23 protein-coding genes are annotated in these 25048 nt (G+C 46.0%); 12 read left to right on the plus strand and 11 right to left on the minus strand.

Features of this window, described 5'->3' with window-relative positions; genetic code table 11:
• The first annotated feature begins 290 nt into the window (after positions 1 to 290).
• Together CEQ48_RS20115 and CEQ48_RS12445 are read left to right on the plus strand one after the other, a co-directional pair.
• Complete coding sequence (locus CEQ48_RS20115) at positions 291 to 440, plus strand: hypothetical protein (RefSeq protein ID WP_181710887.1); 150 nt, start codon at positions 291 to 293, stop codon at positions 438 to 440.
• 12 nt (positions 441 to 452) lie between these two features.
• Entirely contained in the window at positions 453 to 653 is a 201-nt protein-coding gene (locus CEQ48_RS12445) for a hypothetical protein (protein ID WP_089071463.1), read from the plus strand.
• Between the two features lie 229 nt (positions 654 to 882).
• Here the strand turns inward: CEQ48_RS12445 and nrfF are convergent, their stop codons facing one another.
• Genes nrfF through nrfB form a run of 6 tightly spaced genes read right to left on the minus strand, consistent with a single transcriptional unit; the run spans position 883 to position 6015 of the window.
• A complete protein-coding gene (gene nrfF, locus CEQ48_RS12450) occupies positions 883 to 1302 on the minus strand; it encodes a heme lyase NrfEFG subunit NrfF (RefSeq protein WP_089071464.1) in 420 nt (139 codons plus the stop codon).
• Positions 1303 to 1845 (minus strand): DsbE family thiol:disulfide interchange protein, encoded by a 543-nt coding sequence (locus CEQ48_RS12455; protein WP_232477889.1) that lies wholly within the window; start codon positions 1843 to 1845, stop codon positions 1303 to 1305. It lies immediately after the preceding gene.
• Positions 1808 to 3763: a heme lyase CcmF/NrfE family subunit gene (locus CEQ48_RS12460; protein ID WP_089071465.1), complete on the minus strand. Its 1956-nt coding sequence runs from the start codon at positions 3761 to 3763 to the stop codon at positions 1808 to 1810. Before CEQ48_RS12460 ends, CEQ48_RS12455 begins: the two co-directional genes overlap by 38 nt.
• A gap of 18 nt (positions 3764 to 3781) precedes the next feature.
• Positions 3782 to 4738 (minus strand): cytochrome c nitrite reductase subunit NrfD, encoded by a 957-nt coding sequence (nrfD, locus tag CEQ48_RS12465; protein WP_089071466.1) that lies wholly within the window; start codon positions 4736 to 4738, stop codon positions 3782 to 3784.
• 1 nt (position 4739) lies between these two features.
• On the minus strand, positions 4740 to 5426 hold the full coding sequence (nrfC, locus tag CEQ48_RS12470) for a cytochrome c nitrite reductase Fe-S protein (RefSeq protein ID WP_089071467.1): 687 nt from the start codon (positions 5424 to 5426) through the stop codon (positions 4740 to 4742).
• 1 nt (position 5427) lies between these two features.
• A complete protein-coding gene (nrfB, locus tag CEQ48_RS12475; RefSeq protein WP_089071468.1) occupies positions 5428 to 6015 on the minus strand; it encodes a cytochrome c nitrite reductase pentaheme subunit in 588 nt (195 codons plus the stop codon).
• Between the two features lie 481 nt (positions 6016 to 6496).
• Here nrfB and nrfA point away from each other — a divergent pair, with 481 nt between their 5' ends.
• Complete coding sequence (gene nrfA / locus CEQ48_RS12480) at positions 6497 to 7882, plus strand: ammonia-forming nitrite reductase cytochrome c552 subunit (RefSeq protein WP_373419686.1); 1386 nt, start codon at positions 6497 to 6499, stop codon at positions 7880 to 7882.
• A gap of 158 nt (positions 7883 to 8040) precedes the next feature.
• Here the strand turns inward: nrfA and CEQ48_RS12485 are convergent, their stop codons facing one another.
• Both CEQ48_RS12485 and gyrA read right to left on the minus strand, forming a co-directional pair.
• The gene (locus tag CEQ48_RS12485) at positions 8041 to 8664 is read right to left on the minus strand and encodes a tetratricopeptide repeat protein (protein ID WP_089071470.1); all 624 of its coding nucleotides are present in this window, start codon (positions 8662 to 8664) and stop codon (positions 8041 to 8043) included.
• A gap of 175 nt (positions 8665 to 8839) precedes the next feature.
• A complete protein-coding gene (gene gyrA, locus CEQ48_RS12490) occupies positions 8840 to 11524 on the minus strand; it encodes a DNA topoisomerase (ATP-hydrolyzing) subunit A (RefSeq protein ID WP_089071471.1) in 2685 nt (894 codons plus the stop codon).
• A 351-nt stretch (positions 11525 to 11875) separates the two neighbouring features.
• Here gyrA and ubiG point away from each other — a divergent pair, with 351 nt between their 5' ends.
• From ubiG to yfaE, 4 genes are all read left to right on the plus strand, one after another.
• On the plus strand, positions 11876 to 12613 hold the full coding sequence (gene ubiG, locus CEQ48_RS12495; protein ID WP_089071472.1) for a bifunctional 2-polyprenyl-6-hydroxyphenol methylase/3-demethylubiquinol 3-O-methyltransferase UbiG: 738 nt from the start codon (positions 11876 to 11878) through the stop codon (positions 12611 to 12613).
• A gap of 448 nt (positions 12614 to 13061) precedes the next feature.
• On the plus strand, positions 13062 to 15347 hold the full coding sequence (gene nrdA, locus CEQ48_RS12500; protein WP_001075912.1) for a class 1a ribonucleoside-diphosphate reductase subunit alpha: 2286 nt from the start codon (positions 13062 to 13064) through the stop codon (positions 15345 to 15347).
• A gap of 95 nt (positions 15348 to 15442) precedes the next feature.
• Positions 15443 to 16576, plus strand: a complete 1134-nt coding sequence (gene nrdB, locus CEQ48_RS12505) for a class Ia ribonucleoside-diphosphate reductase subunit beta (RefSeq protein WP_089071473.1) — start codon at positions 15443 to 15445, stop codon at positions 16574 to 16576.
• Positions 16576 to 16854 carry a class I ribonucleotide reductase maintenance protein YfaE gene (yfaE, locus tag CEQ48_RS12510; RefSeq protein WP_089071474.1) on the plus strand — a complete coding sequence of 93 codons (279 nt, stop codon included), beginning with the start codon at positions 16576 to 16578 and terminating at the stop codon, positions 16852 to 16854. Before nrdB ends, yfaE begins: the two co-directional genes overlap by 1 nt.
• Positions 16855 to 17042: 188 nt before the next feature.
• On the opposite strand, the gene CEQ48_RS20120 is transcribed toward yfaE, so the two are convergent.
• Positions 17043 to 17297 carry a hypothetical protein gene (locus CEQ48_RS20120; protein WP_000486262.1) on the minus strand — a complete coding sequence of 85 codons (255 nt, stop codon included), beginning with the start codon at positions 17295 to 17297 and terminating at the stop codon, positions 17043 to 17045.
• 249 nt (positions 17298 to 17546) lie between these two features.
• Entirely contained in the window at positions 17547 to 18785 is a 1239-nt protein-coding gene (locus CEQ48_RS12520) for a CinA family nicotinamide mononucleotide deamidase-related protein (protein ID WP_181714817.1), read from the minus strand.
• A gap of 173 nt (positions 18786 to 18958) precedes the next feature.
• Here CEQ48_RS12520 and CEQ48_RS12525 point away from each other — a divergent pair, with 173 nt between their 5' ends.
• The 4 genes from CEQ48_RS12525 to CEQ48_RS12540 all read left to right on the plus strand — a co-directional run bounded on the left by CEQ48_RS12525 (position 18959) and on the right by CEQ48_RS12540 (position 22935).
• Positions 18959 to 19858, plus strand: a complete 900-nt coding sequence (locus CEQ48_RS12525; RefSeq protein ID WP_089071477.1) for a DUF3943 domain-containing protein — start codon at positions 18959 to 18961, stop codon at positions 19856 to 19858.
• A 280-nt stretch (positions 19859 to 20138) separates the two neighbouring features.
• On the plus strand, positions 20139 to 20651 hold the full coding sequence (locus CEQ48_RS12530; RefSeq protein ID WP_089071478.1) for a glycine cleavage system transcriptional repressor: 513 nt from the start codon (positions 20139 to 20141) through the stop codon (positions 20649 to 20651).
• Between the two features lie 230 nt (positions 20652 to 20881).
• Positions 20882 to 22492 (plus strand): methyl-accepting chemotaxis protein, encoded by a 1611-nt coding sequence (locus CEQ48_RS12535; RefSeq protein WP_089071479.1) that lies wholly within the window; start codon positions 20882 to 20884, stop codon positions 22490 to 22492.
• A gap of 92 nt (positions 22493 to 22584) precedes the next feature.
• Positions 22585 to 22935 (plus strand): DUF2750 domain-containing protein, encoded by a 351-nt coding sequence (locus CEQ48_RS12540; RefSeq protein ID WP_181714818.1) that lies wholly within the window; start codon positions 22585 to 22587, stop codon positions 22933 to 22935.
• A gap of 292 nt (positions 22936 to 23227) precedes the next feature.
• Here CEQ48_RS12540 and CEQ48_RS12545 read toward each other — a convergent pair whose 3' ends face one another.
• A complete protein-coding gene (locus CEQ48_RS12545; protein ID WP_089071481.1) occupies positions 23228 to 24037 on the minus strand; it encodes a hypothetical protein in 810 nt (269 codons plus the stop codon).
• 201 nt (positions 24038 to 24238) lie between these two features.
• Here CEQ48_RS12545 and CEQ48_RS12550 point away from each other — a divergent pair, with 201 nt between their 5' ends.
• A complete protein-coding gene (locus CEQ48_RS12550) occupies positions 24239 to 24814 on the plus strand; it encodes a nucleoside triphosphate pyrophosphohydrolase family protein (RefSeq protein ID WP_002051973.1) in 576 nt (191 codons plus the stop codon).
• Positions 24815 to 25048 lie beyond the last annotated feature (234 nt).

Raw genomic sequence — 25048 nt, forward strand, 5'->3', positions numbered from 1 at the left:
GCATTTATGACTAGATCTTGCTTATATGATGAGATCTAGTCATTTAAATTTTCATTAAATACTTAAATAAACACCGTTCTTTAATCATTAATCTTACAGTAGTAATGTTAGATTATATCTTCCTACTGTAAATCAGATAAATAGTGTTTTTTAATCTTATCCAACTTCATGTCATATCACCTAATGATAATTTAAATTTTCTAGGATGAAATTTCTTTCGAAATTAAATATTCGCAAGATGTGATGTTCGATGGACTATTTATTTCTACGTTAGAGAAGGAGATCAAACTTTGAAAAAACCACTAACAGGTTCTAAATCCAAAATTTCCAAAGTGAAAGTTCTTAATGCAGATGAAAGTCCAGATAACATTCACAAGATAAGAAAAAAAATTGAAGACATTTTATTAGAACGAGAACAAAAAAAGCTTTGGGATCTGTAAGGTACAAGAAACATGCGAAAACCAGTAAGAAAATCAAATAAAAAAACACAAAGAAACAGTTTTGAAGAACAATTCTCTGTTATGGTCACAGAATATCAAGCGGCGAAAGAAGTTCTTGACTCTATGGAACAAGATACACCAGAGTATATGAGTCAGAAAAAATTATGTGAAAAGCTATTCTCCAATGCCGAACGGTATATCAATAGAAATTAACAGCTTTCAATCAATCACCTCTGCTTGTATCAATTTAACCCAAAATATCACTAATAATTAGTCATGTTTTAATACAAATTGATTTGAAGACACTGCAAGTAGATCAATATGAAAAACATCCGTGCAATTTGTATCTTAGCCTCTGATTTTATCCATATTTATCTATTTAAAAATACGGCCAAAAATACGTCTTATGTCCAGACTGTGCCGTGTTTTGTCTGACTGGTAGCTATTTACGCCGCACCAATCGGGCGGCGTAGATCAAAAAGAGACTCAAAATAACCACAGGGGTCAACCACAGCAGCCAAGTTTGGACTTTGAATGGCGGTTGGTACAACACAAAATCACCGAAGCGTTCAACCATGTAGTCGACAATCTCTTGTTCGCTTTTCCCCTCTTTTACCATCACAAACACTTTAAAACGTAAGTCTTTGGCTATCGGCGAATTTGATTCAATCAAGTTCTGGTTTTGGCACTGCGGGCAGCGCAATGATTTCGCCAACTCGGTCGCCATACGTTGCTGCTGATCGGAATCAAACTCAAAAAACTCAACAGCATTAACGCCTTCTGAGCTTGAGAAAGGAACACTCCCCCAACTTTGCAGTGGCGATACGATAAAAAAGAGAAAGAAAACCAGCCGGAGTAACAATTAACTCTCCTGTTTAAAGTAAGCTTGAAAATAACGTTGCCATTTTTCTTGGGTCAATTGCCCTGAATATTTAAAAACAATCTCTCCTGCCGAGTTGATCAAATACGTCTCCGGTGTGCCTATCACACCAAGATCTAACGCCACAGAGCCTTGTGGATCTTGAGCTACTTTGACAAACGGGTTGCCGTTCTGCTGCAAATAACGTGTCGCCGCGCGGGGTTCATCCCGATAATTTAAGCCATAAATGGGGACACCTTGCTGAGCTAAGGTGTTTAAAAATTCATGCTCACTCAAACAACTACCACACCATGAAGCCCACACATTGAGAAGTTTGTAGTCTGAAATGAGAAAATCTTGCTGCGTTACGCGTGTGTTTGGGTCGAGTAAATCTGGGACATCAAACACCGGTAACTGTTTGACTACACTCGCTTCTGCCTTGTTGGTATTTTTATTTTCCAAACCCAAGCCAATCGCGGCGAGCACACCACCAATCACTAAGACCACACTAAGCAAGCGTATAACGTTGGCTTTGGCTTTCAACACTCTGCACTCTCCTCCCTTTCCTGCGACTCACTAACGCCAGCACGCTGCCCATTACAAACATCAGTACCGCTAACCATATCCAACCTATATAAGCTTTGAATTGTAACTTCACAGCGTAACTCTTTACGGCATAGCTTTTTGCAGAATGGCTCTGTTCGCTAAACTTGCTACCAAGCGTAACGTACAAATCCCCATTCCACAGTCCATGCAAAGCAGGTTCATTCATGTTCATCACTCGTACTGGATAGTGACGGCGTTCAGGCTCCATGATAAAAGAACTCGCCCCCTCTTTTTGCCATATAAATTGCGCTTTCTCTAGCGTGTAATTCGGCCCTATCGCCCAGTTCATGTCCTGATAAGTCACCTGCCACTGCATAAACGTCAGCGTGTCTCCCTGTGCCATTTTTTTCGCGATTTCCTGCGAGTGTTCAGCATTCATCGCCGCGCCCACGGCCAGAAATGCCAAACCCAAATGCGCCATCACCATAGGGATCGCGCGCGTTCTTTTCTCCAATAAACAGAGCAAATGTGTGCTGGCAACCCAGCATCCCAAAATCCAGAATAGTTGAACCCACAACACAGGGTTATCGACTTGCAGGCAATACAGCGTGGTTCCCAGCAGTGTTGAAAGAAGCGCTAGCCCTAACGCGATTCGTCGTCGGTTTTTGTGTTTGATTAATGGAACAGCGCCTAATGCCAGCAGGCCCAAGAAGACAAAAGGCAAAATCATGGCATTGAAATACGGCGCGCCCACTGAAATGCTGCCAAACCCAAACAAGGTGTACAACATGGGGTAAAAGGTACCCATGCCCACGGTAAATGCGACGATGGCCAGTAACCCTGTCGCGATCAGCATTAAAAATGGCGCACTCCACCAGTGAGTAAGAGGTGCAGAGCGAATCTCGTCTAAACGCAGGACAAGACTGCCCAAGCCCACAAGCAGCACCAAAGCAAGAATGCCGAGTAAGACGATACCTTTGTCGGGGTCAACCGCAAACGCATGTACGGAAGTCAGTACACCAGAGCGCACAATAAACGTGCCTATGATGCTTAAACTGAAAGTCATCAGCGCCAACACATAACACCAACGCTGCAATACACCGTGGTATCGGTTAGCCAATAAGGTGTGACACAGCGCCGTTCCGGTCAGCCAAGGCAGTAAAGATGCGTTTTCAACCGGATCCCAGAACCACCAACCACCCCAGCCGAGTTCGTAATACGCCCACCATGAACCTAGCCCGATGCCTAAGGTTAAAAACAGCCACGCGCCCATTGCCCACGGCTGGCACCATTCCACCCACTGGCTGGGGATCTCTTTTTCCAATAACGCGGCCAGAGCAAACGCCAACACTGTGGAGTAACCCACATAGCCGAGATACAGCAAAGGAGGATGAAAAATCAGCGCGACATCTTGCAGCATCGGGTTTAAATCTCTCCCCTCGCTCGGCAAAACTGCATTTAATTCAAAGGGGTTGGAGGTGAACAAGGTAAACCACGCGAACATGGCCACCAGCGCATTCATCAAGGTCAGCACTTTGAACTGATACGATTGCGGGTAACAACGCTGATAGGAGATCACTGCAGACCAACCAGCCAATGTCATCACCCAAAACAGCATCGATCCTTCATGCCCTCCCCATACAGCTGCCACTTTGAAAAACACAGGCAGCGCAGAATTGGAGTGGGATGAAACATAATGCAGCGCAAAATTGTCAGTGATGAACGCATACGCTAACAGCACCAAGGCCGAGAAAGCGCAAAGGAACACCAGTCGGCAGGTTTTGGTAAGCAATATTTGCTGTGGCTCAAAACTCGATAGATGTAAGGAAAGAGCGCGAAAGCAACTTAGCCCCCAAAGGCTCATCGCCGTGCTTAACACGGCGACCAGAATGAGTAAAAACAGCCCTAAGTCACTCATTAGCTTTTCCTATCACACTCAAATGGCGGTCATCTGTCCGGCGTACAACACAAAGGTACGCAACATTAACACCCCAAGTAAACTGAGCGAGGTGACAAACAGTACAAAGCCGAGCGAATGTTTGAGGGATTTTGGCGACAGCGCATTCAGCAACAAAGGCAGCACCATACCAAGTGCAATCACTCCGTACCAAAGCCAGTTAGCCCAAAAGCCGCCTGAAATGGCATTCCACGCGGAAGCCTGTGCTTGACCACCACTGAAAATCAGCCCAGTAAAGAAAGTCACTAACACAAACAACTCAAACAATACCGTTGGGCGCTCAAATCTGTGCAGCCAGGCAATGCTTGGGCTGTTCATCGGCTCTTTAAAGATCCACACCCCAACCATCAAACAAGCCGCGAAACCAGATGAAAGACTGGAGAATAAGAACAGGATTGGCAACACCGGATTATTCAGCATCGGATAAGTTTTTAATGCCGAAAGCAGGAAGCCCGTATAAGCCGCAAGAGTAATGGCTAAAATGGCGAGGAAAATTTCAATCCCATTTTCAAATTGCTTGGCTTTCAGCAGCAAACCATCCACAAAGGTGAATTTTCCCTTCAAGAGTCGCATGATCACAGGTCTGAAAATAATCCCGATCCAAACGAACAACACCGCCATATACACTTGAAACAAAATCACCCCCATCGACATCACTGAGGTGGGGTTGTAATAAATCATGATCTTCCAAAACTCGAGTGGCTTAGTGAGGTGGAAAATCAAAATCGTCAGGCCAGCAATAATTCCGAACGGTGCCAGCCAAGCGGTCGCTTTAATAATCCCATTTTCTGCCGCATCGCCTTGTATCACGTTGCGTTTCAAATAGAGCGAAATCATGACTGCACCCGCGGACATCCCTGCCAAAAATAAATAGATGGCAATAATCCAATCCCACACTAAAGAATCAAAATGAAAAGCGGTTTGTAAAGTGCTCATATTACACCTCCCCTTTCTGATGCGGGATTTTATACAGTTTAGGGCTAGTACCCAGCTGGACTTTATCTCGATACACCGTGCGGGTAGCCAGCAGTTGATTGACTGCACTGGTCGGATCGTTTAAATCGCCAAATGTCAGCGCCTTAGTGGGGCAAGATTCCACACACGCAGGCTGTTTGCCCTGTGCCAGATTGGTATCACGGCAGAAGTTACACTTATCCGCCGAATGAGTGACCGGATGGAAAAAGCGCACTTGATAAGGGCAAGCCGCAAGGCAGTAACCACAACCCACACAGCGTGCCTTATGCACATCAACAATGCCTGTCGCTTCATCTTTGTAAGCGGCCCCTGTTGGGCAGACATAGACGCAAGGCGGATTCTCACAATGTTGGCAAGATTTGCGAGTAAAACGGTAGTCCACATTCGGAAACTCACCTTGCGGAGCACTGCGAATAATCTCCAAACGGGAGACTCCTTCAGGCACTTTGTTCACTTCACGACACGCTTCGGTACATGCGGTACACCCAATACAAGCGGTTTCATCATGTACCATGGCGTATCGTTTATTACCCTCTTCCTGCACAGCAGCAAGCACATAGCGACTATTGATCACGGCCGTACCCGCAATGCCCGTGGTCATGATTAAAGCTCCGGAACCCGCGAGAAAATGACGTCTTGAACAGCTCATGTTATTTCTCCTCTTCCTTCGCTTTGAAATCGGAATGGCAATCGACACATAGCTTTATCTTCTGCTTGTGGTCAAAGCTCAGCACTTTGGCATCCATGGCATGTACGGTGTGGCAATTAGAGCAAGTGAGGTTTTTTGCATGCACATCGTGCGTCCAACTTTTTTCACGTAGCTTCTTCGACCGATGACAGTCCATACAAACACTATTGGCTTGCAGAATTTGTTCAGGTTCCAGATAAACCTTTTCTGTACCCGGTTGCGATTGTGCACTGAAGTATTTGGTCACGTCCTCAGCGCCATTACGGTGTTCAGGGCCAATATTACTGTGGCAATTAGTACAGTTCAGCTCACGCCCCACTCGTTGTAGCGCTTGCTCACTGTGCGATTCAAGCAGTGTATTTTTGGCATCCTTATGACACTGAACACATTTGTAATCAGCATCACGGATGAGAGTGACTTCATGGCGTTGTGGAGATACCTCCGATTTTATATCGGAAGGTTCCGCAACGGCATAAATAGAATATCCATAGAGACAAAATGCAAGAAGGGACTTCAGCATTATGGCTATGGCAAATTGAACTTTGCCCATATTATCCTGTCCTTATTTCTGATAAGGATTATTGTCAAATCAGAAAAATAATTACTCTTGGTTTCGATTATTCACCAAATGCAATCAATTCTTATTTTGGATAAGCCACAACGCTATATAAGTAGAATATCCCCTCTTCTCCTTTATGGGTATTTTAAAAATAAGAATCGGTGAGGTTCATCACCTAAATCATTGGGAATGATTTAATTTCAATAATTAGTCTTTTCTTTATTCTCTTGAAGAATTCATACCACTTTAGGGGTATATGAAATTTTTTTGAAGCTTGGTCACAGTGATAAATTGATCCAAAACAATGAATATTAATCTACCTAATTTTGTTTTTAAAAATATAAACAATAATGGCTTGTGCATTCTCCTTTCTTAATTTGGATATTCAGTCCACAACGCAGAAACCAACACGGAATATGGAGAAGCCATTGTGAAAAAGCACTGGATAAAACAATCAGCAGCATTGTTGCTTGTGAGCGCAACTTCCTTGGGAGTGGCGAGTCTTAGTGTGTCTGCAGCAACAGAAAACCAACTTGCAGATCCACGTAATGAGGCATATCAGGCGCAACACCCTGATCAATACAAAACATGGAAAGAGACGTCAGAAAGTAAACCTATCGAAGATGCTCTGGCCGAAGATCCCAACATGGTTGTGTTATGGGCAGGCTACGGTTTTGCAAAAGATTATAACAAGCCTCGTGGGCATTTTTACGCCCTAGACGATGTTCGCCAAACCTTACGGACTGGCGGTCCAACCGATGCTAATTCTGGCCCAATGCCCATGGCTTGTTGGAGCTGTAAATCACCCGATGTGGCAAGAGTGATCGAAGAACGCGGTGAAGACGGTTATTTCGAAGGTAAATGGGCGCGTTTAGGTGAAGAAATTTCTAACCCGATTGGTTGTGCAGACTGCCATGACACGCGCAGTGAGGCGTTCAAAAACGGCGAACCGGCACTGAAAATCACCCGTCCTTATGTAGAACGTGCCTACCAGACGATTGGTAAACCCTTTGATCAAATGTCACGTCTCGATCAACAAGCGGGCGTGTGTGGTCAGTGCCACGTGGAATACTATTTCTCAGGTCCTACCAAGGCCGTGAAATTCCCTTGGGATATGGGGACCGATGTGGACTCCATGGAGCGCTATTACGATGCACTGAATTTTAGTGACTGGACGCACCAACTCTCTAAAGCTCCGATGATTAAGGCGCAGCACCCTGAATATGAAACGTGGCGTGCTGGTATCCATGGCAAAAATAATGTGGTGTGTGCCGATTGCCACATGCCTAAAGTGAAAAACGAAGATGGCACAGTGTATACCGACCATAAAATCGGTAACCCATTTGATCGCTTTGAAAATACCTGTGCCAATTGCCATACCCAAAGCAAAGATGAGTTGAAAAACATTGTCGCAACTCGTAAAGCTCAAGTACTGAAAATGAAGCTGACGGCTGAAAAACAGATCGTTGCAGCACACTTTGAAGCCGCAGCGGCATGGAAAGCCGGTGCAACGGAGCAAGAGATGCAATCTATCTTGCAAGATATCCGTCATGCACAATGGCGTTGGGACTACTCCATCGCTTCACATGGTGTGCACATGCATGCGCCTGAAGTCGCTTTGGAAGTGCTGGGAACCGCGGTGGATCGCGCGGCGGATGCACGAACTAAACTGGCGCGCCTATTAGCGACTAAAGGCATCACTGACCCAATTAAGCAGCCTGATATCTCAAGTAAAGAGAAAGCCCAAGCAGCCTTAGGCATGGATATGGAGAAGATGAAAGCCGAAAAACAACACTTCCTCGACACTGTCGTACCTGAATGGGATAAGAAAGCCGAGCAACGCGAAGCGAACTATTAGGCGAAAAGTCCGTAGAGAAGTCAGCGTTTAAACCTCGATTCTGCACTCTCGTGCCCTCAACGAAAAGCCAACAGTACGTTGGCTTTTCTTCTATTTAAACAAGATAAGTTCAAACAATCTAATGGCTTCAAGTCGAAGGTGATTAGTGTAGTAACCGTTTAGCTAGCTTTGACCACTCGTGATTTTGCCAACTCCAATTGTTGAATGATTTTAGCTCTATCGAGAGCGAGATCGGGAGAATCCAATAAATGAAGCCAAGTTTCGACCGCCTGCTGATACCGAAAGCTGATCATGTGATCTTGAGCAATCAGCGTTAGTGCCGTTTCATTAAAAGGCTCGATGTCTAAAGCCGTATTCAAAAGCTGAGTCACGTCATCACTCATGTTTTGCTTATGTTGGTAGTAAAGCGCTGTCGCTTTGGCGGAATATTGGTTGGCGGTCGGAAACTCGGTCAATCGAATCGCGTAATCAAAACATTGCGTAGCCGCGGGAAAATCACTCTCTAGTAAATAGCCTTGCCCCAGAGAGAACCATAAATCGGCTTGATTGGGATCTTTGCGTAACGCTTCCTGCACATCACTCATCGTCTGAGCCAGTGATTTTGTTTCGGCCTTAACTTGGGCTTTAGGCTCTGGCTGCTGCATCCATAAAAAAAGCCCTACGCTGACTATAGTCACAACACCAACAAACCCAACTGCGACTCGGCGTGGTGTTCGAATCACCAGATAAACCGCCATTGCCACTACCACAGCGGCACCCAGTATCAGCGTCATCCAATCCATATCGACTCCTTAACCATTTTGCCCAGTCAGTATAACGAAGTGTTTGTGAGAAAACTGAGTGGGGCTTATAGCCTGTAAGCGGGATCAAAAAAGCCGGACGATTGTCCGGCTTTGATTAGGCACTTTATGAATTTCCCTACCCAAGGATGATTAGGCAGGGGTATGACAGAGCAGATTACTCTTGTTCACCATCATCATCTTGTGCAACAGGTGCATCGTTCTCAACGAGTGCTTCCTCACCTTCTGGCAATTCCGACTCTTCGATTTCATCGATACGCTGCAGACCTACCACACTTTCACCTTCCGAAGTACGGATCAGGGTCACACCTTGAGTATTACGGCCCACTTGGCTCACTTCCGCCACGCGAGTACGTACCAGTGTGCCGGCATTGGTGATCATCATGAACTCATCACCCTCGGCCACTTGTACTGCACCCACAACGCTGCCGTTACGCTCTGAGACTTTGATCGAAACCACACCCTGAGTACCACGACCCTTGGTTGGGTATTCAGATAGGCTAGTACGCTTGCCGTAACCATTTTCGGTTACGGTGAGCACGTCACCTTCGGCCTTCGGCACGATGAGCGATACTACTTGGTCACCTTCAGCCAGTTTCATGCCGCGAACACCGGCAGCGGTACGACCCATTGGTCTTACGCCTTTGAACTTGATCTCTGGCTGGCCATTTTCATCCAGCACAGGTTGACCATTTTCATCCACAACCGCGGTTTCTTCGGACTCTTTAAAGCGAACCACTTTACCGAATTTAGAGAACAGCATAATTTCGCTTTCGCCATCGGTGATATCCACACCAATCAGCGAGTCTTCGTCACGCAGGTTGAGCGCAATCAAACCATTGGCGCGAACGTTAGCAAACTGATCAAGTGAGGTTTTCTTCACGGTACCGTCACCGGTCGCCATGAAAATGAATTTATCTTCACTGAACTCAGTGACTGGCAGAATCGCAGTAATACGCTCGTTTTCTTCCAGAGGAAGCAGGTTCACGATTGGCTTACCACGTGCAGTGCGGCTGGCGAGCGGCAGTTGGTACACCTTCATACGGTAAGTTTTGCCGCGAGTTGAGAACAGCAGAATGTTATCGTGGGTATTGGCAACCAGAAGACGCTCAATGTAGTCCTCTTCTTTCATCTTGGTTGCGCTCTTACCTTTACCACCACGACGCTGTGCTTCGTAGTCGCTCAGTAATTGATACTTCACATAACCTTCGTGTGACAGAGTCACAACCACATCTTCACGGGCGATCAGCTCTTCCATGTCGATGTCATGCGTTGCTGCAGTAATTTCAGTGCGGCGCGCATCGCTAAAGCCAGCGCGAATCGCTTCTAGCTCTTCACGGATCACTTCCATCAAGCGCTCTGTGCTCGCCAGAATGTGCATCAATGCCGCGATTTCTTCGAGAAGTTGTTTGTACTCATCGAGGATCTTCTCGTGCTCTAGACCAGTCAGCTTGTGCAGACGCAGATCCAGAATCGCTTGCGCTTGTTGCTCAGTCAGGAAGTACTTGCCATCACGGATGCCGTATTGTGGCTCAAGCCACTCAGGACGCGCCGCATCAGTACCCGCACGCTCAAGCATCGCTGAAACGTTGCCAAGATCCCAACCACGGGCAATTAAGCCTTCTTTTGCTTCTGCAGGCGTGGCGGCATGACGGATCAGTTCGATAATCTCATCAATGTTCGCCAGAGCCAGTGCCAAACCTTCAAGGATATGGGCACGCTCACGCGCTTTGCGCAGTTCAAAAATAGTACGACGAGTCACCACTTCACGGCGATGGTCGACGAAACACTTCAGCATCTCTTTCAGGTTAAACAGCTTAGGCTGACCGTTATCGAGTGCCACCATGTTGATACCGAAAGTGGTTTGTAGCTGAGTGTTGGCATACAGGTTGTTCAGAACCACTTCGCCAACCGCATCACGCTTACACTCAATCACAATGCGCATACCGTCTTTATCAGACTCGTCACGCAGTGCACTGATACCTTCGACTTTCTTCTCTTTCACCAACTCAGCGATTTTTTCGATCAAGCGAGCTTTGTTCACTTGATAAGGGATTTCGCTGACGATGATGGTTTCTTTGCCGTTCTTATCGGTTTCGATTTCCGCTTTCGAGCGCATGTAAACCTTGCCACGGCCGGTTTTGTACGCGTCAATAATGCCTTTACGGCCACTGATCAGTGCTGCGGTTGGGAAATCTGGACCCGGAATGTAGTCCATCAACTCATCAATGGTGATCGCTTCGTTGTTGATGTAGGCTAAACAGCCATCGATCACTTCACCTAAGTTGTGCGGAGGAATGTTGGTTGCCATACCCACCGCAATACCGGATGAACCGTTGATCAGCAGGTTCGGGATCTTTGTCGGCAATACCGCTGGAATTTGCTCGGTGCCGTCATAGTTCGGAACGTAGTCAACGGTTTCTTTATCTAGGTCTGCCAAGAGTTCGTGCGCGATTTTCGACATACGAACTTCGGTATAACGCATTGCCGCCGCGGAGTCGCCGTCGATCGAGCCAAAGTTACCTTGGCCATCGACCAACATGTAACGAAGTGAGAAAGGCTGCGCCATACGCACGATGGTGTCGTAAACCGCACTGTCACCATGAGGGTGATATTTACCGATTACGTCACCTACCACACGGGCAGATTTTTTATAGGCTTTGTTCCAGTCGTTGCCCAGCACATTCATCGCGAACAGTACGCGTCGGTGTACTGGTTTAAGGCCATCACGCACATCAGGAAGAGCACGACCCACGATAACCGACATCGCGTAGTCCAAATACGAACTGCGTAGCTCGTCTTCGATGTTTACGGGCGTGATCTCTTTAGCTAGATCGCTCATAGAGCCATTATCCCTCTATAGTTTGATCGGTATACCCAAATTCTTACTGAAACGAAGCTCACTACAAGATTGAGCGCCAAGTCAGTCGAGAACTGGATATTCTTGATACTTATAAGGTGAAAAAATATAACACATGTTTCCACGCTTCGGCATTACTTTCCCTGACCTTTTATCAGGTTGTGACCTTGGTTGCGTCTTAAATGCCGAGAATTTACACATTCCTTGCACTTGGCAAAGTTAGATGGTTGTTTTTTAAACGCTCATCGTCAAATCTGGCATCTCAACTGGTGCGATTTACTCAGCGCGCTATAATGCCCACTCTTCACGGATGCGTAACACAGGCGATACAAGATGGCTTCAATAGACTTGGCTTCGACACCACTGACAGCAACACAGAACGTCGATCCTAATGAAATCAAAAAATTTGAGGATATGGCTTCCCGTTGGTGGGACCTGGAAGGCGAATTTAAGCCTTTACACCAGATCAACCCTCTACGTTTGAACTATGTGCTAGAAAAAGCCAATGGCCTATTTGGGAAGAGGGTTTTGGATGTCGGCTGTGGTGGTGGCATTTTAGCCGAAAGCATGGCGCGCGAAGGCGCACAAGTGACTGGTCTTGATATGGGGAAAGAGCCGTTAGAAGTGGCGCGTTTGCATGCCCTTGAGACGGGTACCCAACTCACCTACATCCAAAGCACGGTGGAAGCACATGCTAAGGCCAACCCGCACACCTATGATGTAGTGACTTGCATGGAGATGCTGGAGCACGTTCCTGACCCACTTTCCGTGATCCAGTCTTGCGCTAAACTGGTTAAGCCCGGCGGTCATGTGTTTTTCTCGACCCTGAATCGCAACGTCAAATCCTATCTATTTGCGATTGTGGGGGCTGAGAAGCTGCTGAAAATCGTTCCAGAAGGCACGCATGACCACAACAAATTCATTCGCCCTTCTGAACTTTTGAAGATGGTTGATCATACTGCGCTGCAAGAACAAGGCATCACAGGTTTACACTACAATCCGTTTACCGATACCTATCGTTTAGGGCCAAATGTCGATGTGAATTACATCGTCCATACTCGCCTTTTTTAGCGCATACTTCACGCTAAAAAATCGATGCGGTAGCACAAGTTACCGCGCTTTTTTAGCCTATTTTTCGTGCGTTTGATTCCATTTTAAACGATCCATTTTTAGGGTGAAATTTTCCCTTAAAGATCAAGAAATTTTTTTTCGTTTGTGGTTACGAATAAAGCGATGTGCAAAAGGCGATTTTTTACAATCAACTCTGCTCTTTGATCATCAGTAAGTGGGTACTAACTGATTTTTTAATTTTACTAGTTATCCACAAACTGTCCCAAAGCTGCAACTTGCAATACCGATTCTATAGCACTATCTTGTAACCCAAACACTGAAGCACCCCTACATATAGTGTTTATGACACTATATGTAGGGCGAGCTCGATCACAAAAGCCGCGATTCAATTTACAAGATTTAGACAAAAACACGGCTTTTATCAGTTTTGTTAGGGAAATGAAGCAGAATGAACCAACAACTTACTGTCACCAAGCGTGATGGCCGCAAAGAAAACATTGATCTGGATAAGATCCACCGAGTGATCACTTGGGCTGCCGAAGGTCTGCAAAACGTATCTGTCTCACAAGTAGAACTGCGCGCTCACATTCAGTTCTATGACGGCATTACGACTTCAGACATTCATGAAACCATCATTAAGTCAGCCGCGGATCTAATCTCAGAAGAGACCCCCGACTACCAATACCTTGCTGCGCGTCTTGCGGTTTTCCACCTGCGCAAAAAGGCCTACGGTCAATACGAGCCACCCACACTGCTCGCTCATGTCACCAAGATGGTTGAGAAAGGTAAATACGACAAGCATTTGCTCGAAGACTATACCCGTGAAGAGCTGGAGCTGATGGATCAGTTCATTGATCACCGTCGTGACCTCGATTTCTCTTATGCTGCGGTGAAACAGCTTGAAGGCAAATATTTCGTACAAAACCGTGTTACGGGCCAAATCTACGAAAGTGCACAGTTCCTCTATATTCTGGTTGCGGCTTGCCTGTTTGCGAAGTATCCGAAAGAGACGCGCCTTGATTACATCAAGCGTTTCTACGATGCGACGTCGACCTTTAAGATCTCGCTGCCAACACCAATTATGTCGGGTGTACGTACTCCTACTCGTCAGTTCAGCTCTTGTGTACTGATTGAATGTGGTGACAGCCTTGATTCTATCAATGCAACGGCGAGCTCCATTGTTCGCTACGTTTCACAGCGTGCCGGTATTGGTATCAACGCAGGCCGCATTCGTGCGCTGGGTTCGGAAATCCGTGGTGGTGAAGCGTTCCACACTGGCTGTATCCCCTTCTACAAATACTTCCAAACCGCGGTGAAATGCTGCTCGCAAGGTGGTGTTCGTGGTGGTGCAGCAACCGTGTTCTACCCTCTGTGGCATGGTGAAGCAGAATCTCTGCTGGTTCTGAAGAACAACCGTGGTGTAGAAGAGAACCGTGTTCGTCATATGGATTACGGTGTTCAGCTCAACAAACTGATGTACAAGCGTCTGGTTGAAGGCGGTAACATTACCCTATTCTCTCCTTCTGATGTACCGGGACTGTACGACGCTTTCTTCCAAGATCAGGATGAATTCGAACGTCTGTATGTGAAGTACGAAAACGATCCTTCTATTAAGAAGAAAACCGTTAAAGCGCTGGAAATCTTTACTCTGCTAATGCAAGAGCGTGCTTCAACAGGCCGTATCTACATCCAAAACGTTGACCACTGTAACACGCACAGCCCATTTGATGCGGCGGTTGCGCCTGTACGTCAATCAAACCTGTGTCTGGAAATCGCGCTGCCGACTTCGCCACTGGCGAATGTGGAAGATGAAAGCGGTGAAATTGCTCTGTGTACCCTCTCTGCGTTTAACTTAGGCGCGATTGAGTCACTGGATGATTTTGAAGAATTATCGGATCTGGTGGTGCGCGCTCTGGATGCACTGCTCGATTACCAAGACTACCCGCTGCCTGCGGCGCGTCGTTCTTCAATGAACCGCCGTACTCTGGGGGTGGGCGTGATCAACTACGCTTACTACCTAGCGAAAAACGGCGTGAAATACTCTGACGGCAGCGCAAATGGCCTGACCCACCGCACGTTTGAAGCCATGCAATACCACTTGCTGCGCGCTTCAATGAAGTTGGCGAAAGAACAAGGTCGTTGCCCACTGTTCCATGAGACTAACTACGCGAAAGGCCTGATGCCTATCGATACTTACAAGAAAGATATCGATCTGGTGTGCGCAGAGCCTCTGCATTACGACTGGGACAAGCTGCGTCACGAGATCATGGAACACGGTCTGCGTAACTCGACGCTGACGGCACTGATGCCTTCTGAGACTTCATCACAAATCTCGAACGCGACCAACGGTATTGAACCACCACGTGGTTACGTCTCGGTCAAAGCGTCAAAAGATGGCATCTTGAAGCAAGTGGTTCCAGAATTCACTCGCTTAAAAGAGAACTATGAACTGCTGTGGAACATCGGCTCAAACGATGGCTATCTGCACTTAGTGGGTATCATGCAAAAGTTCGTTGACCAAGCGATCTCTGCCAATACTAACTACGATCCAAGCAATTTCGATTCGGGCAAAGTACCGATGAAAAAACTGCTCCAAGATCTGCTGACAGCGTATAAGTTTGGTGTGAAAACCTTGTACTACCATAACACTCGTGATGGCGCGAAAGACGAGCAGACCGATGCTACGGTGAAAGTGCAGGAAGACGATTGTGCCAGCGGCGCTTGTAAGATCTAAGCTCCTGCTTCTAAAGCACAACACGAGAAAATAGTTTAACTCTTTGATTTGCATGCCTCTTGCTTAGACAAGAGGCCAAACGGATGAAGGCAACAATGGCTTACAGTACTTTTACCCAAAAGAAGAATGACCAACTAAAAGAACCTATGTTCCTTGGTCAGCCTGTCAACGTCGCACGTTACGACCAACAAAAATATGAGATTTTTGAGAAGCTGATTGAAAAACAACTCTCATTCTTCTGGCGTCCAGAAGAAGTGGATGTCTCAAGCGATCGAATTGATTACGGCAAATTGCCGGATCATGAAAAGCATATTTTCATTTCTAACCTGAAATACCAGACTCTGCTCGACTCCATTCAAGGCCGCAGCCCGAACGTTGCACTGCTGCCACTGGTTTCACTGCCAGAACTGGAAACGTGGATTGAGACTTGGTCCTTCTCTGAAACGATTCATTCTCGCTCATACACTCACATCATCCGCAATATCGTGAATGATCCTGCAGTGGTGTTTGACGACATCGTTGAAAACGAGCACATCATCAAGCGTGCGAAAGACATTGCCCACTACTACGATGATTTGATCCAGCTGACGAATGACTATCACCGTTACGGAGAAGGCCAACACCAGATCAACGGTGAAGCCATCACGGTATCGCTGAAAGAGTTGAAGAAGAAGCTGTATCTCTGCTTGATGTCAGTCAATGCACTGGAAGCGATTCGCTTCTACGTGAGCTTTGCTTGCTCTTTCGCGTTTGCAGAACGTGAACTGATGGAAGGTAACGCAAAAATCATCAAACTGATTGCGCGTGACGAAGCACTGCATCTGACGGGTACTCAGCACATGCTGAATCTACTGCGCAACGGCATGGATGATTTTACCTTCCTACAAGTAGCAGAAGAGTGTAAGCAAGAAAGCTTCGACTTGTTCAAAGAAGCGGCTGAGCAAGAGAAAGAGTGGGCAGAGTACCTGTTCAAAGATGGTTCGATGATTGGCCTCAACAAAGACATTCTGTGTCAGTATGTGGAATACATTACTAACATTCGTATGCAAGCGGTGGGACTGGAGCCTGCTTATCCAGCAGCAACCACTAACCCCATTCCTTGGATCAATGCTTGGTTATCTTCAGATAACGTACAAGTGGCACCTCAAGAAGCAGAAATCAGCTCTTACTTAGTGGGTCAAATCGACAACGAGGTAAGCGCCGATGATTTCGAGGGCTTTGAACTGTAATGGCTGCAATCAAAATCAACAAGCTGCTGACCATTGAATCTAACTCGAGCCATACTCTGCTTGAAAGTATGGAACAAGCAGGGTTAGAGCCAGAATACAACTGTCGCGACGGGCACTGTGGTGCTTGTCGTTGCCAGCTCATCTCTGGTGAAGTCGAGTATGTTGGTTTTGCCATGGCTTATACACAAGGCAATGAAATTCTACCTTGTATCTGCCGTGCAAAAACGGCACTTGAGATAGAACAAATCACTTATCAACTCAAAGCCAAACGCGCTTAACCCATCGCGACCAACCAATGGTTTTCGACTTTATCAATAGGTCGATAACCGTTTGAGTTGAGAAAAGTGATGTGAACTCTACCCAAACTATTTGGAGTTGCAGCTTCAAGTAGGAAGGGGAAAAGCCATTGAATATGAAGTTGCCGCCATTAATACGGCGGCTTCACAGGATATGCACAAGCCAGAGCTTAGGCTCTGGCTCTATTCCCGCCACACAAAATCGCATCTGCAGTTCTCATGGATACCCACTTATTGCCGATTTCGCGTCCGCCATCATCAAATAGCGATAACCAATAGCCTTGGTTACTGGCGTTATCGAATTGGGTTGGAGCGTGTAACCAGAGTGAAACTACATCCTCAGTTCCGTCGCTATGTGCTTCTCCTAAAACGACTTTTTGACTGGCGATTTTATACCAAACCAAGATTTTCGAGTGTTGAAACATGTCAGCCTCCTGCCGCCATTTTTCGGGGGAGCAGTCAGTGTACCGATCCAACCAAGGGTTTAAAGCCTCTCTTTTGAGACAAATCACGCTCTCTAAATAAATCATCCGCTTATTGATTAGACAAAATACGCATAACGAAAGCTAAATCATCAATAAGCAGAATAAGTAGCGGATTCATTCAGTTAACACCGAACGCGTAACGATAAAAAAGCCATTTAAAATCAATCAATTATTGTAAGATTTTGATTTTTAATTGAGCACGCTACTCGGCAAATGCATCTCTTTGACCCGCTCAACCGCACTGTAACCCACAAACATAGAACGTCCAGTGAGATAGCGCAGTAACATGTCCGCAGCCAGTGTTGCGATCCACTCTTTTTGCTCTTGTGCGCTAAAACGACGCACAAATTTGACCGTTTGCCCCCACTCACCATTTGGAGTTGAGAGAGCAACCGAAACGTGATCCTCTTTCAAAGCCCCTGTAACCAGTGCCATTTGGGTACCGCATTTGTCTTTCGTCGCTCCTGCTAGGGCAAACGCTGCTGCTAGTGGATCTTGATGAGCAAGCTCAGATGATACTCTGTGGCTTAAGATCCAAGAATGGCCAGCGAGGGCTTCAACGTTGGGATCACTTAACAACCAACTCGACAACCCACCTTGGGTAGCTTGCTCTGCCAAAGCCAAAGAGAGCCCTTTTTCTGCCATCACATGGCCTAAATAGGTCAACATGGGTTCATCAATGCTCACCACATACTGTTCTAAATGCGAATGTATGATTTTCAGTAAGCTGAGGCGACGTTCTTGATCTTGGTCGGGGCCAAACAGTTTGACTTCAATAAACGGCAGATAAGAGCGATAACCTAAGGTGTAGCCTTCCGGCAAATGCATTTTATCTAGCTTATCGGAGATGGAGGATTCCGAAGTGCCGAAGGTATATAAGCGGCTACACTGTTGCCCTTGAACGGAAGGAAATTGCCGCTGCAGATCAGGCAAAATCTGCTCGCTGACCATTTTGTAAAACTCTTTAGGAACCCCAGGGGTAAAGTAGAACCAGCAATCGTTGATTTGCATTTTGAAGCCACAAGCGGTACCAATTGGGTTATCAATCACCTCGGCATTGGCTGGCAGCATCGCTTGTTTGCGGTTACTTTCTGGCATGGCTCTACCGCGCCCAGTAAAAAAGGCTTCCAGTTGACTCAACCAATCTGCGTTCAAAACCAGCGGTTGTTCTGCTGCCTGAGCCGCAGCTTGGGCAGTGATATCATCGCTGGTCGGGCCTAAGCCACCATTAACGATCACCACATCCAAGTTAAAGCTCAGCATCATTAATTCTTCCACCAGAGCAGGCAGGCTGTCTCCAACCGTGGAGCGTTTAGCCAGTGAAAAGCCATGCTGATAAAATTCGCGCGCTAGCCAAGCGGCGTTAGAATCGACGATATCACCGTGCAAAACTTCTTCGCCGGTGCTGAGCATTGCTATTTTCAACATATTTGCCATCCTGATGTAAATGCTGTTGCCATATTGGCCTACAATAAGCTAATAGAAAAGAACGTTTTATCGACTAAGCTAATTCAAACTACCGTTAATTATCAGTTTTATTGTTTGTAAGTTTTATGGATAATTGTGACCCTGATCGATATATAACCTGACTGGAGACATCTGTGCTCAAGAAAAACATCACCTCAATAATGATGTTGTTAACATTTTCCGCCTGCGTAAACGCGCAAAAAGATGTGAACTTCAAATCTGATTTTGCCTATCCATTGAGCTGTGAGCAGAACGGCTGCTATTCAAGCAATTATTATACCGACTCTGTTGGTAATCCTTTTTCTTTGAGTCTCAATGATGCTTCTTCACTTAAACTCGATGAACCTCTTCCCAAATATTTAATGGCACAAGACACCCGTGACTGGGATTATCTGAAAGGTCAAACTTATACCATTCTCGGCCTGAGTGTTATGACCGCAGGATTGATGACTTTACTCCCTGAGTCCATCACCAAATGGGACGCAGAAGATCGCAAACTGAGCGGCCTTGGTAAAAAATGGAAAGATAACGTTACCTCAGGCCCAACTTGGGACCGTGACGAGCATTTCCTGAACTACATTATGCATCCGTACTTCGGTGGGGTTTATTACACTGCAGCGCGTCATGCAGGATTCAATGAATTCGAATCCTTCCTCTACTCAGCCACCATGTCGACGTTCTTCTGGGAATACGGGGTTGAAGCTTTTGCGGAAATCCCCTCGTGGCAAGATATTTTCATCACTCCGTTTTTTGGTGCTGTGGTCGGTGAACTGATGTTTGAAGCCGAACAAAACATTGTTGCCAATGGTGGTGAAGTGATGGGCTCCGACACTGTGGGTGGCGTGACGCTCTTCGTCCTAAACCCGATCGGTCATATTCATGGCTGGGTGAGCAGTGCTTGGGGGGGCTCTGCGGATGTCTCGTTCCAAAGCAGCCCTTGGTCAAACAACCCGGATGCGGCCAAATATGCGTTGGATGCTGGTGCTCCATACGATTCACAGTATTACGGTGTGAATCTGAAAATTACCTTCTAATCGCTTTTGCAGGCTATACCTCGGTGTAGCCTGTTTTTCATTTATCGCTTTCCTTTTTACATCATTTTGCTTGTCGCTCTATTCTTCTAACGATATACCCCAAAAAACTTAGGGCTGCCAGTCAGAGACAAGTCATAGGGGGATAAATCTGTGGTGTAAGTAGAATTATTGTCCTTCTGTTGAGACTCCCTGTCCAAAAATTGATTTTGGTCAATTCCCACCCAAGCTAACCTCCTACACTCAAAGAGCGAGCACGCGAATTCCTTGTCAGGAGGCCAACATGAACAGCACATTTATTGTGAATTTTGTCGGAAAAGCAACCCCTGCCACCATAAAACAACTGGCGGCCGTCACTCACGAAAATGGAGGTAAATGGCTCATCAGTAAGGTGAATTTCATTGAAGACAGCGTTGCCGCTGTGATCAAGATTGAATTACCTACAGACAATGCCAGCACAGTGAAACAAGCCTTCCAAGCTTATCCCGGCCTTTTGGTCGAAATTACCGATGCCGATCCACATGTTCATAAGAGTGACGCTGTCTATCAAGTCAGGCTGGATGCTAACGATCGAGCAGGGATCGTTAATGAAATTACCCATCTACTCGATGGTCAAGGTATTAGCATCTTGGATATGGACTGCCAACGTGTATTTATCGCAGGTGGCGGCGGCATCAGCTCCAGCCTATTTACGGCCAATGTTGCCATGCGCCTACCGGTAAATATTGAAATCGATGACGTCATCAATGAGCTTGAAGCGTTAAGTGAAGATACTCGCGTCACGCTCGAAGCTTAATCCTTTTCATCTCATACTAACGAGGGAGGCCAAGGCTCCCTCGCTGAATTTTAGTTATTACATCACTTCCCATCAAATAGTTGAGCCAGTTAACAAAATGAACCAAGGCCAGTGGCAAATCAGCCGTTGTGATCCATCCTTTTATTAGTTCTTATCGGCCTATCCACTCAAACAATAACCTGACCGAATAAGACCATAATCATCACAGCGCTCAGTTAGGTGGTAACGTCATGTTGAAGCTAGAGAATATCAAGGTCAGTTATAAACTGGCCGCTATTGTTGTCGTCGGTATTGTTGGATTTTTGAGTCTCCTCTTTATCTCTGCCAATGCCCTAAAAGAAAACTTGGTTGCTGAGCGTGAAGCACGTTTGAAAGCGGTGATTCAAAGCACTCTCTCTCAGATGGCCTACCTCAACCAAGCTCTACCAAAAGAACAAGCTCAAGAGCAAGCCAAAGCCCTTATCAATGCGCTGCGATTTGATGGCAACAACTATATGTTCGTGATTGATGAATCACGCTATACGGTTGTGCACCCTATCCGTCAGGATTTGGTCGGTCAACAGATGGGGAATCCGGGTAAAGATACAGAAGGTCAATTCTGGTTCACTATGATCGACTTAGCGCGCAGTGGTCAGCAAGGTTCTTTGATCTACCCTTGGAAAAATCAACAAGGCAACCCTGCCGATAAACTCTCGTTCGTCAATGGCTTTGCCCCTTGGGGATGGATTTTAGGCTCAGGCATGCTGTTGGATGATATTGAACACGCAGTCTACCAACAGTTTCTTAAAATGGGTTTCGCAACCCTCATCGTAACTCTCGTCATGATCGGACTTGGTGTTGTGATCAGCCGCGCGGTGATTCAACCACTCGATACCATCAAAGATGTGATGAAAAAAGTTGCCCAAGGCGATCTCACCGCACAGATTCCTGTGATGGGCAAAGATGAGCTTGGTATTGTTGCCCAGCGCATCAATAACAGTATTGCCGCCGTACATGATGCCTTAGTTGAATCTGTACAGTCCGCCTCTTCTGTCGCGGAAGCAGCGATCCGCATCGCCTCCTCTGCCGAAGAAACCAGCCAAGCCGTGGTTTCACAACGTGACCAACTAAGCCAACTTGCCACCGCGATGAACGAAATGACTGCTACTGTGGCCGATGTAGCTGGCCATGCTGAAGACACCGCGCGCGATACGCTCGATGCCAGCAAAGAAGCGAACCTTGGGGATAAGGACGTCCATTCGAGTGTGGATAGCATTCGCGCGCTATCGGTTGAACTTGGCGTTGCGACTGACCAAGTGAACAAGCTCAAAGAAGGGGTTATGCAGATTAGCGAAGTCACCTCGGTCATCAGTGGCATTTCCGAACAAACGAACCTTCTTGCTTTAAATGCGGCGATTGAAGCGGCACGAGCGGGCGATCAAGGCCGCGGCTTTGCCGTGGTAGCCGATGAAGTACGGAATTTAGCCAGTCGAACTCACCATTCAACTGATGAAATCCAAACCATGATTAACCGCCTGCAACAACTGGCAGTGAGCACAGCCAGCGCGATGCAAAAGAGCCAAGAATTGGCCGCCAACAGCGTGGCAACCGCAGAAAATGCAGGCAGTGACTTATCACTGATTGTGAATCACATTCAGCACGTCAGCGACAAAGCAATTCAAATTGCCACCGCAGCGGAAGAGCAAAGCGCCGTCGCCGAAGAGATGAACCGCAACGTAAGTGGCATTAATGATGCAGCGTTAGAAATGTCGCAAGCCGCGAATTATTTAGCTGAAGAGAGTGAAAAACTGGCTGACTTGTCGCGCCAACTCGACCAAAAACTGACAGCCTTTAAACTGTGATCTCACTCTTTTTATGAGCAGACAGAGATCGTCATGGGCATTCTTCGATGAAAGTGCTACCCTTACGGCATTATCTACTGCGAGAGAACACAATGAGCAAATTAACGGCAGATATCGAAGCGAATCTAGCGCTGTTTATTCAAGAAACCCAAGAAAGCCAACTTGTTTGGGGTTTACGTAATGAAGAAGGTTGGCTCTCTTGTGAGTCGACTGAATTTGAAGAAAGTGAAGTAATGCCTTTCTGGTCATCCAAAGAAGATGCGCAGATTCATAATGTTGAAGAGTGGGCTGACTTTGAAGTGGTAGAAATCCCATTGGACGTTTTTGTAGAAGATTGGTTAATCACTCTTGATGAAGATGGTGTTCTGGTCGGAACGAACTGGAATGCCAACCTCGAAGGTAAAGAATTAGAGCCATTACAACTGGCCAAACTCTACCTATAACCTATTCCCTATGTAGGTTAATCGGTATTTCGGTTCTCCCTACCGATAAGGCGCATGATTGCGCCTTTTGTTTTTTATCAGTTGAGATATACCAAAGACTTTGCGCTAAAAGCATTCGGAAAATGCGTTCATCTTCATGAATTCGGCAATCTTTAAAGTATAAGAGTAACAGGCGTTGCTAACCCTAGTGCTACTTAGAGAGTAATAAAAAGAAGTCCAAAGAGTGCATTTGGACTTCTACTTTGACGATACTGCATTTAATAATGACTGACGGATTATTAGCCGCTAATGACTAGAACAATTTTTGCCCAATGAACAGTTCAGTATAACTCTTGATACTCATTTTATTAATCGGATCTCTTGGTTCGATTTTTTTGTGAGCACGTACCATCATGCCTAACTCACAAGTCTTGAAATCGTTTACTAACTTACTGTAATCCAACCCATAATTTTCGGACAAAGATAACATCATTTGATCTGTTTCTAGAAGCGCTTCAGTATTTCCAATCGCGTCATATCTCACACGTGTATTATTTTGATCTAAGCAATCTACAGAAATGTGATTCACTTCATAGGTGTAACCATTTTGCCAGTTTAACACCCATAATTGCATCTCATTGCTTGCGTTGAGATCAATAGCTACTTTAACTGATTTGGCTAAAGATTGAATTGCATTACTCTCCACAAGTACATCACCTTTAAACCAAGATATTTCGTAAGTTTGTCCATCTACGGGGACATCCTCCGCCAAAAATATAATTTGGTGCGGCCCTTGTTTTAATGGATAACTTATTCCGTCCACCAATAGTTCAAATCTATGATCGTACGGTAACTTAATTTCTGAACTATTCCCTAACTTATCTTGCCCGTACATATCCACGAAAACAGTATATCTTTCTTTAATGCCTACTTGTGCTGGATCATGAATGAATTGAATATTAGACCTCAACTTCTCTAATGGATAAGTGCAAGCCATTTCAGGCATGTTTCCGCAACTTACTTCTCCATCGGTACTTTCAACCGCTACCGATGAGCCATCACTACCACCACCACAACCGATAATCACAACCGAACATGCTGCTAACAAAGTTTTTTTTAACACATCAATTCCCTAGATTTGCCTACAGTTAACAAAAAATAACTATATCAATACCTTGCTTATACATACTGTGAATAAGTTTGAAGTCACTCCAGAATATACTTAAATGACATAGTGTGAGGGACTCAAGTAGGAAGGGGATAGTTCCACTGCACAAGCTTTGTTACACTTGCCCTCCTGTTAAACCCCATTCGGAACGCAAGCATGCAATTAACTAAGCTGACGCAAGAGATCTTCGACCACTTATACCGTGATATCAGTGAATTCCGCCAAACCTTTGATCTGCCTGTCGCTGCACCACAAACCTTAAACTCCCAGGCTGACACCTTACACACTTCTTTGGCGATTGAAGAGCTAACTGAACTTGCCCAAGCCGACAATAAAACCGAACAAGCGGATGCGATTGTGGATACCGTCTATGTGTTGATGGGAAGATTGGTGCATTTAGGCCACGCTAAGGTAGAAGACAATCTAGCGATCAGCTATTTGATTGACCTACTTTTGCATGTCGCGGCCAACTTAAATATCGACTTTCTTCCATGCTGGGATGAAGTACACAGCTCCAACATGAGTAAAGTGTGTCGTAGTGAACAAGAGTATTTAGATACTGAGAAATTCTATGCTGAACAAGGTGTCAAGCTAATGGCGGTTCATCAAGGTGAGTACATTATTGCCAAATGCGCAGAGGATTTTATCTCTGAGTCCAAAACCGTGCGTCAGGGCAAAGTGCTGAAGTCAGTTTATTACCGACCAGCTGATCTTGCAGCACTCACTCAGTAATCAGCCTCTGCTTTACGTTGGTAAGGTATTGAGTATCCAGATAAAAAAAGGCCACCTTAGTGACTAAGGTGGCATACTGCGTCTGATTGGGGCCAATCAGTTCAGCACAAACTCAATACTCTTATACCAAGGCACCATTCAGGAGAGAGTGCCAAGGGATCTGCCGAAGTGTGATGAGCCTAACAAGAACGAGAATGTATCAAACCTAGTACTGCGAATTGTGTGCCAATATTT

It is taken from the genome of Vibrio tarriae (assembly GCF_002216685.1).
GTDB classification, from domain to species: domain Bacteria; phylum Pseudomonadota; class Gammaproteobacteria; order Enterobacterales; family Vibrionaceae; genus Vibrio; species Vibrio tarriae.

What these genes read in the sequence shown, in the direction of transcription:
- CEQ48_RS12445 (WP_089071463.1), top strand. Translation starts at nt 453, where the DNA reads ATGCGAAAACCAGTAAGAAAATCAAATAAAAAAACACAAAGAAACAGT.
- CEQ48_RS12460 (WP_089071465.1), bottom strand. Translation starts at nt 3,763, where the DNA reads ATGAGTGACTTAGGGCTGTTTTTACTCATTCTGGTCGCCGTGTTAAGC.
- nrfD (WP_089071466.1), bottom strand. Translation starts at nt 4,738, where the DNA reads ATGAGCACTTTACAAACCGCTTTTCATTTTGATTCTTTAGTGTGGGAT.
- nrfC (WP_089071467.1), bottom strand. Translation starts at nt 5,426, where the DNA reads ATGAGCTGTTCAAGACGTCATTTTCTCGCGGGTTCCGGAGCTTTAATC.
- nrfB (WP_089071468.1), bottom strand. Translation starts at nt 6,015, where the DNA reads ATGGGCAAAGTTCAATTTGCCATAGCCATAATGCTGAAGTCCCTTCTT.
- CEQ48_RS12485 (WP_089071470.1), bottom strand. Translation starts at nt 8,664, where the DNA reads ATGGATTGGATGACGCTGATACTGGGTGCCGCTGTGGTAGTGGCAATG.
- gyrA (WP_089071471.1), bottom strand. Translation starts at nt 11,524, where the DNA reads ATGAGCGATCTAGCTAAAGAGATCACGCCCGTAAACATCGAAGACGAG.
- ubiG (WP_089071472.1), top strand. Translation starts at nt 11,876, where the DNA reads ATGGCTTCAATAGACTTGGCTTCGACACCACTGACAGCAACACAGAAC.
- nrdA (WP_001075912.1), top strand. Translation starts at nt 13,062, where the DNA reads ATGAACCAACAACTTACTGTCACCAAGCGTGATGGCCGCAAAGAAAAC.
- nrdB (WP_089071473.1), top strand. Translation starts at nt 15,443, where the DNA reads ATGGCTTACAGTACTTTTACCCAAAAGAAGAATGACCAACTAAAAGAA.
- yfaE (WP_089071474.1), top strand. Translation starts at nt 16,576, where the DNA reads ATGGCTGCAATCAAAATCAACAAGCTGCTGACCATTGAATCTAACTCG.
- CEQ48_RS20120 (WP_000486262.1), bottom strand. Translation starts at nt 17,297, where the DNA reads ATGTTTCAACACTCGAAAATCTTGGTTTGGTATAAAATCGCCAGTCAA.
- CEQ48_RS12520 (WP_181714817.1), bottom strand. Translation starts at nt 18,785, where the DNA reads ATGTTGAAAATAGCAATGCTCAGCACCGGCGAAGAAGTTTTGCACGGT.
- CEQ48_RS12530 (WP_089071478.1), top strand. Translation starts at nt 20,139, where the DNA reads ATGAACAGCACATTTATTGTGAATTTTGTCGGAAAAGCAACCCCTGCC.
- CEQ48_RS12535 (WP_089071479.1), top strand. Translation starts at nt 20,882, where the DNA reads ATGTTGAAGCTAGAGAATATCAAGGTCAGTTATAAACTGGCCGCTATT.
- CEQ48_RS12540 (WP_181714818.1), top strand. Translation starts at nt 22,585, where the DNA reads ATGAGCAAATTAACGGCAGATATCGAAGCGAATCTAGCGCTGTTTATT.
- CEQ48_RS12550 (WP_002051973.1), top strand. Translation starts at nt 24,239, where the DNA reads ATGCAATTAACTAAGCTGACGCAAGAGATCTTCGACCACTTATACCGT.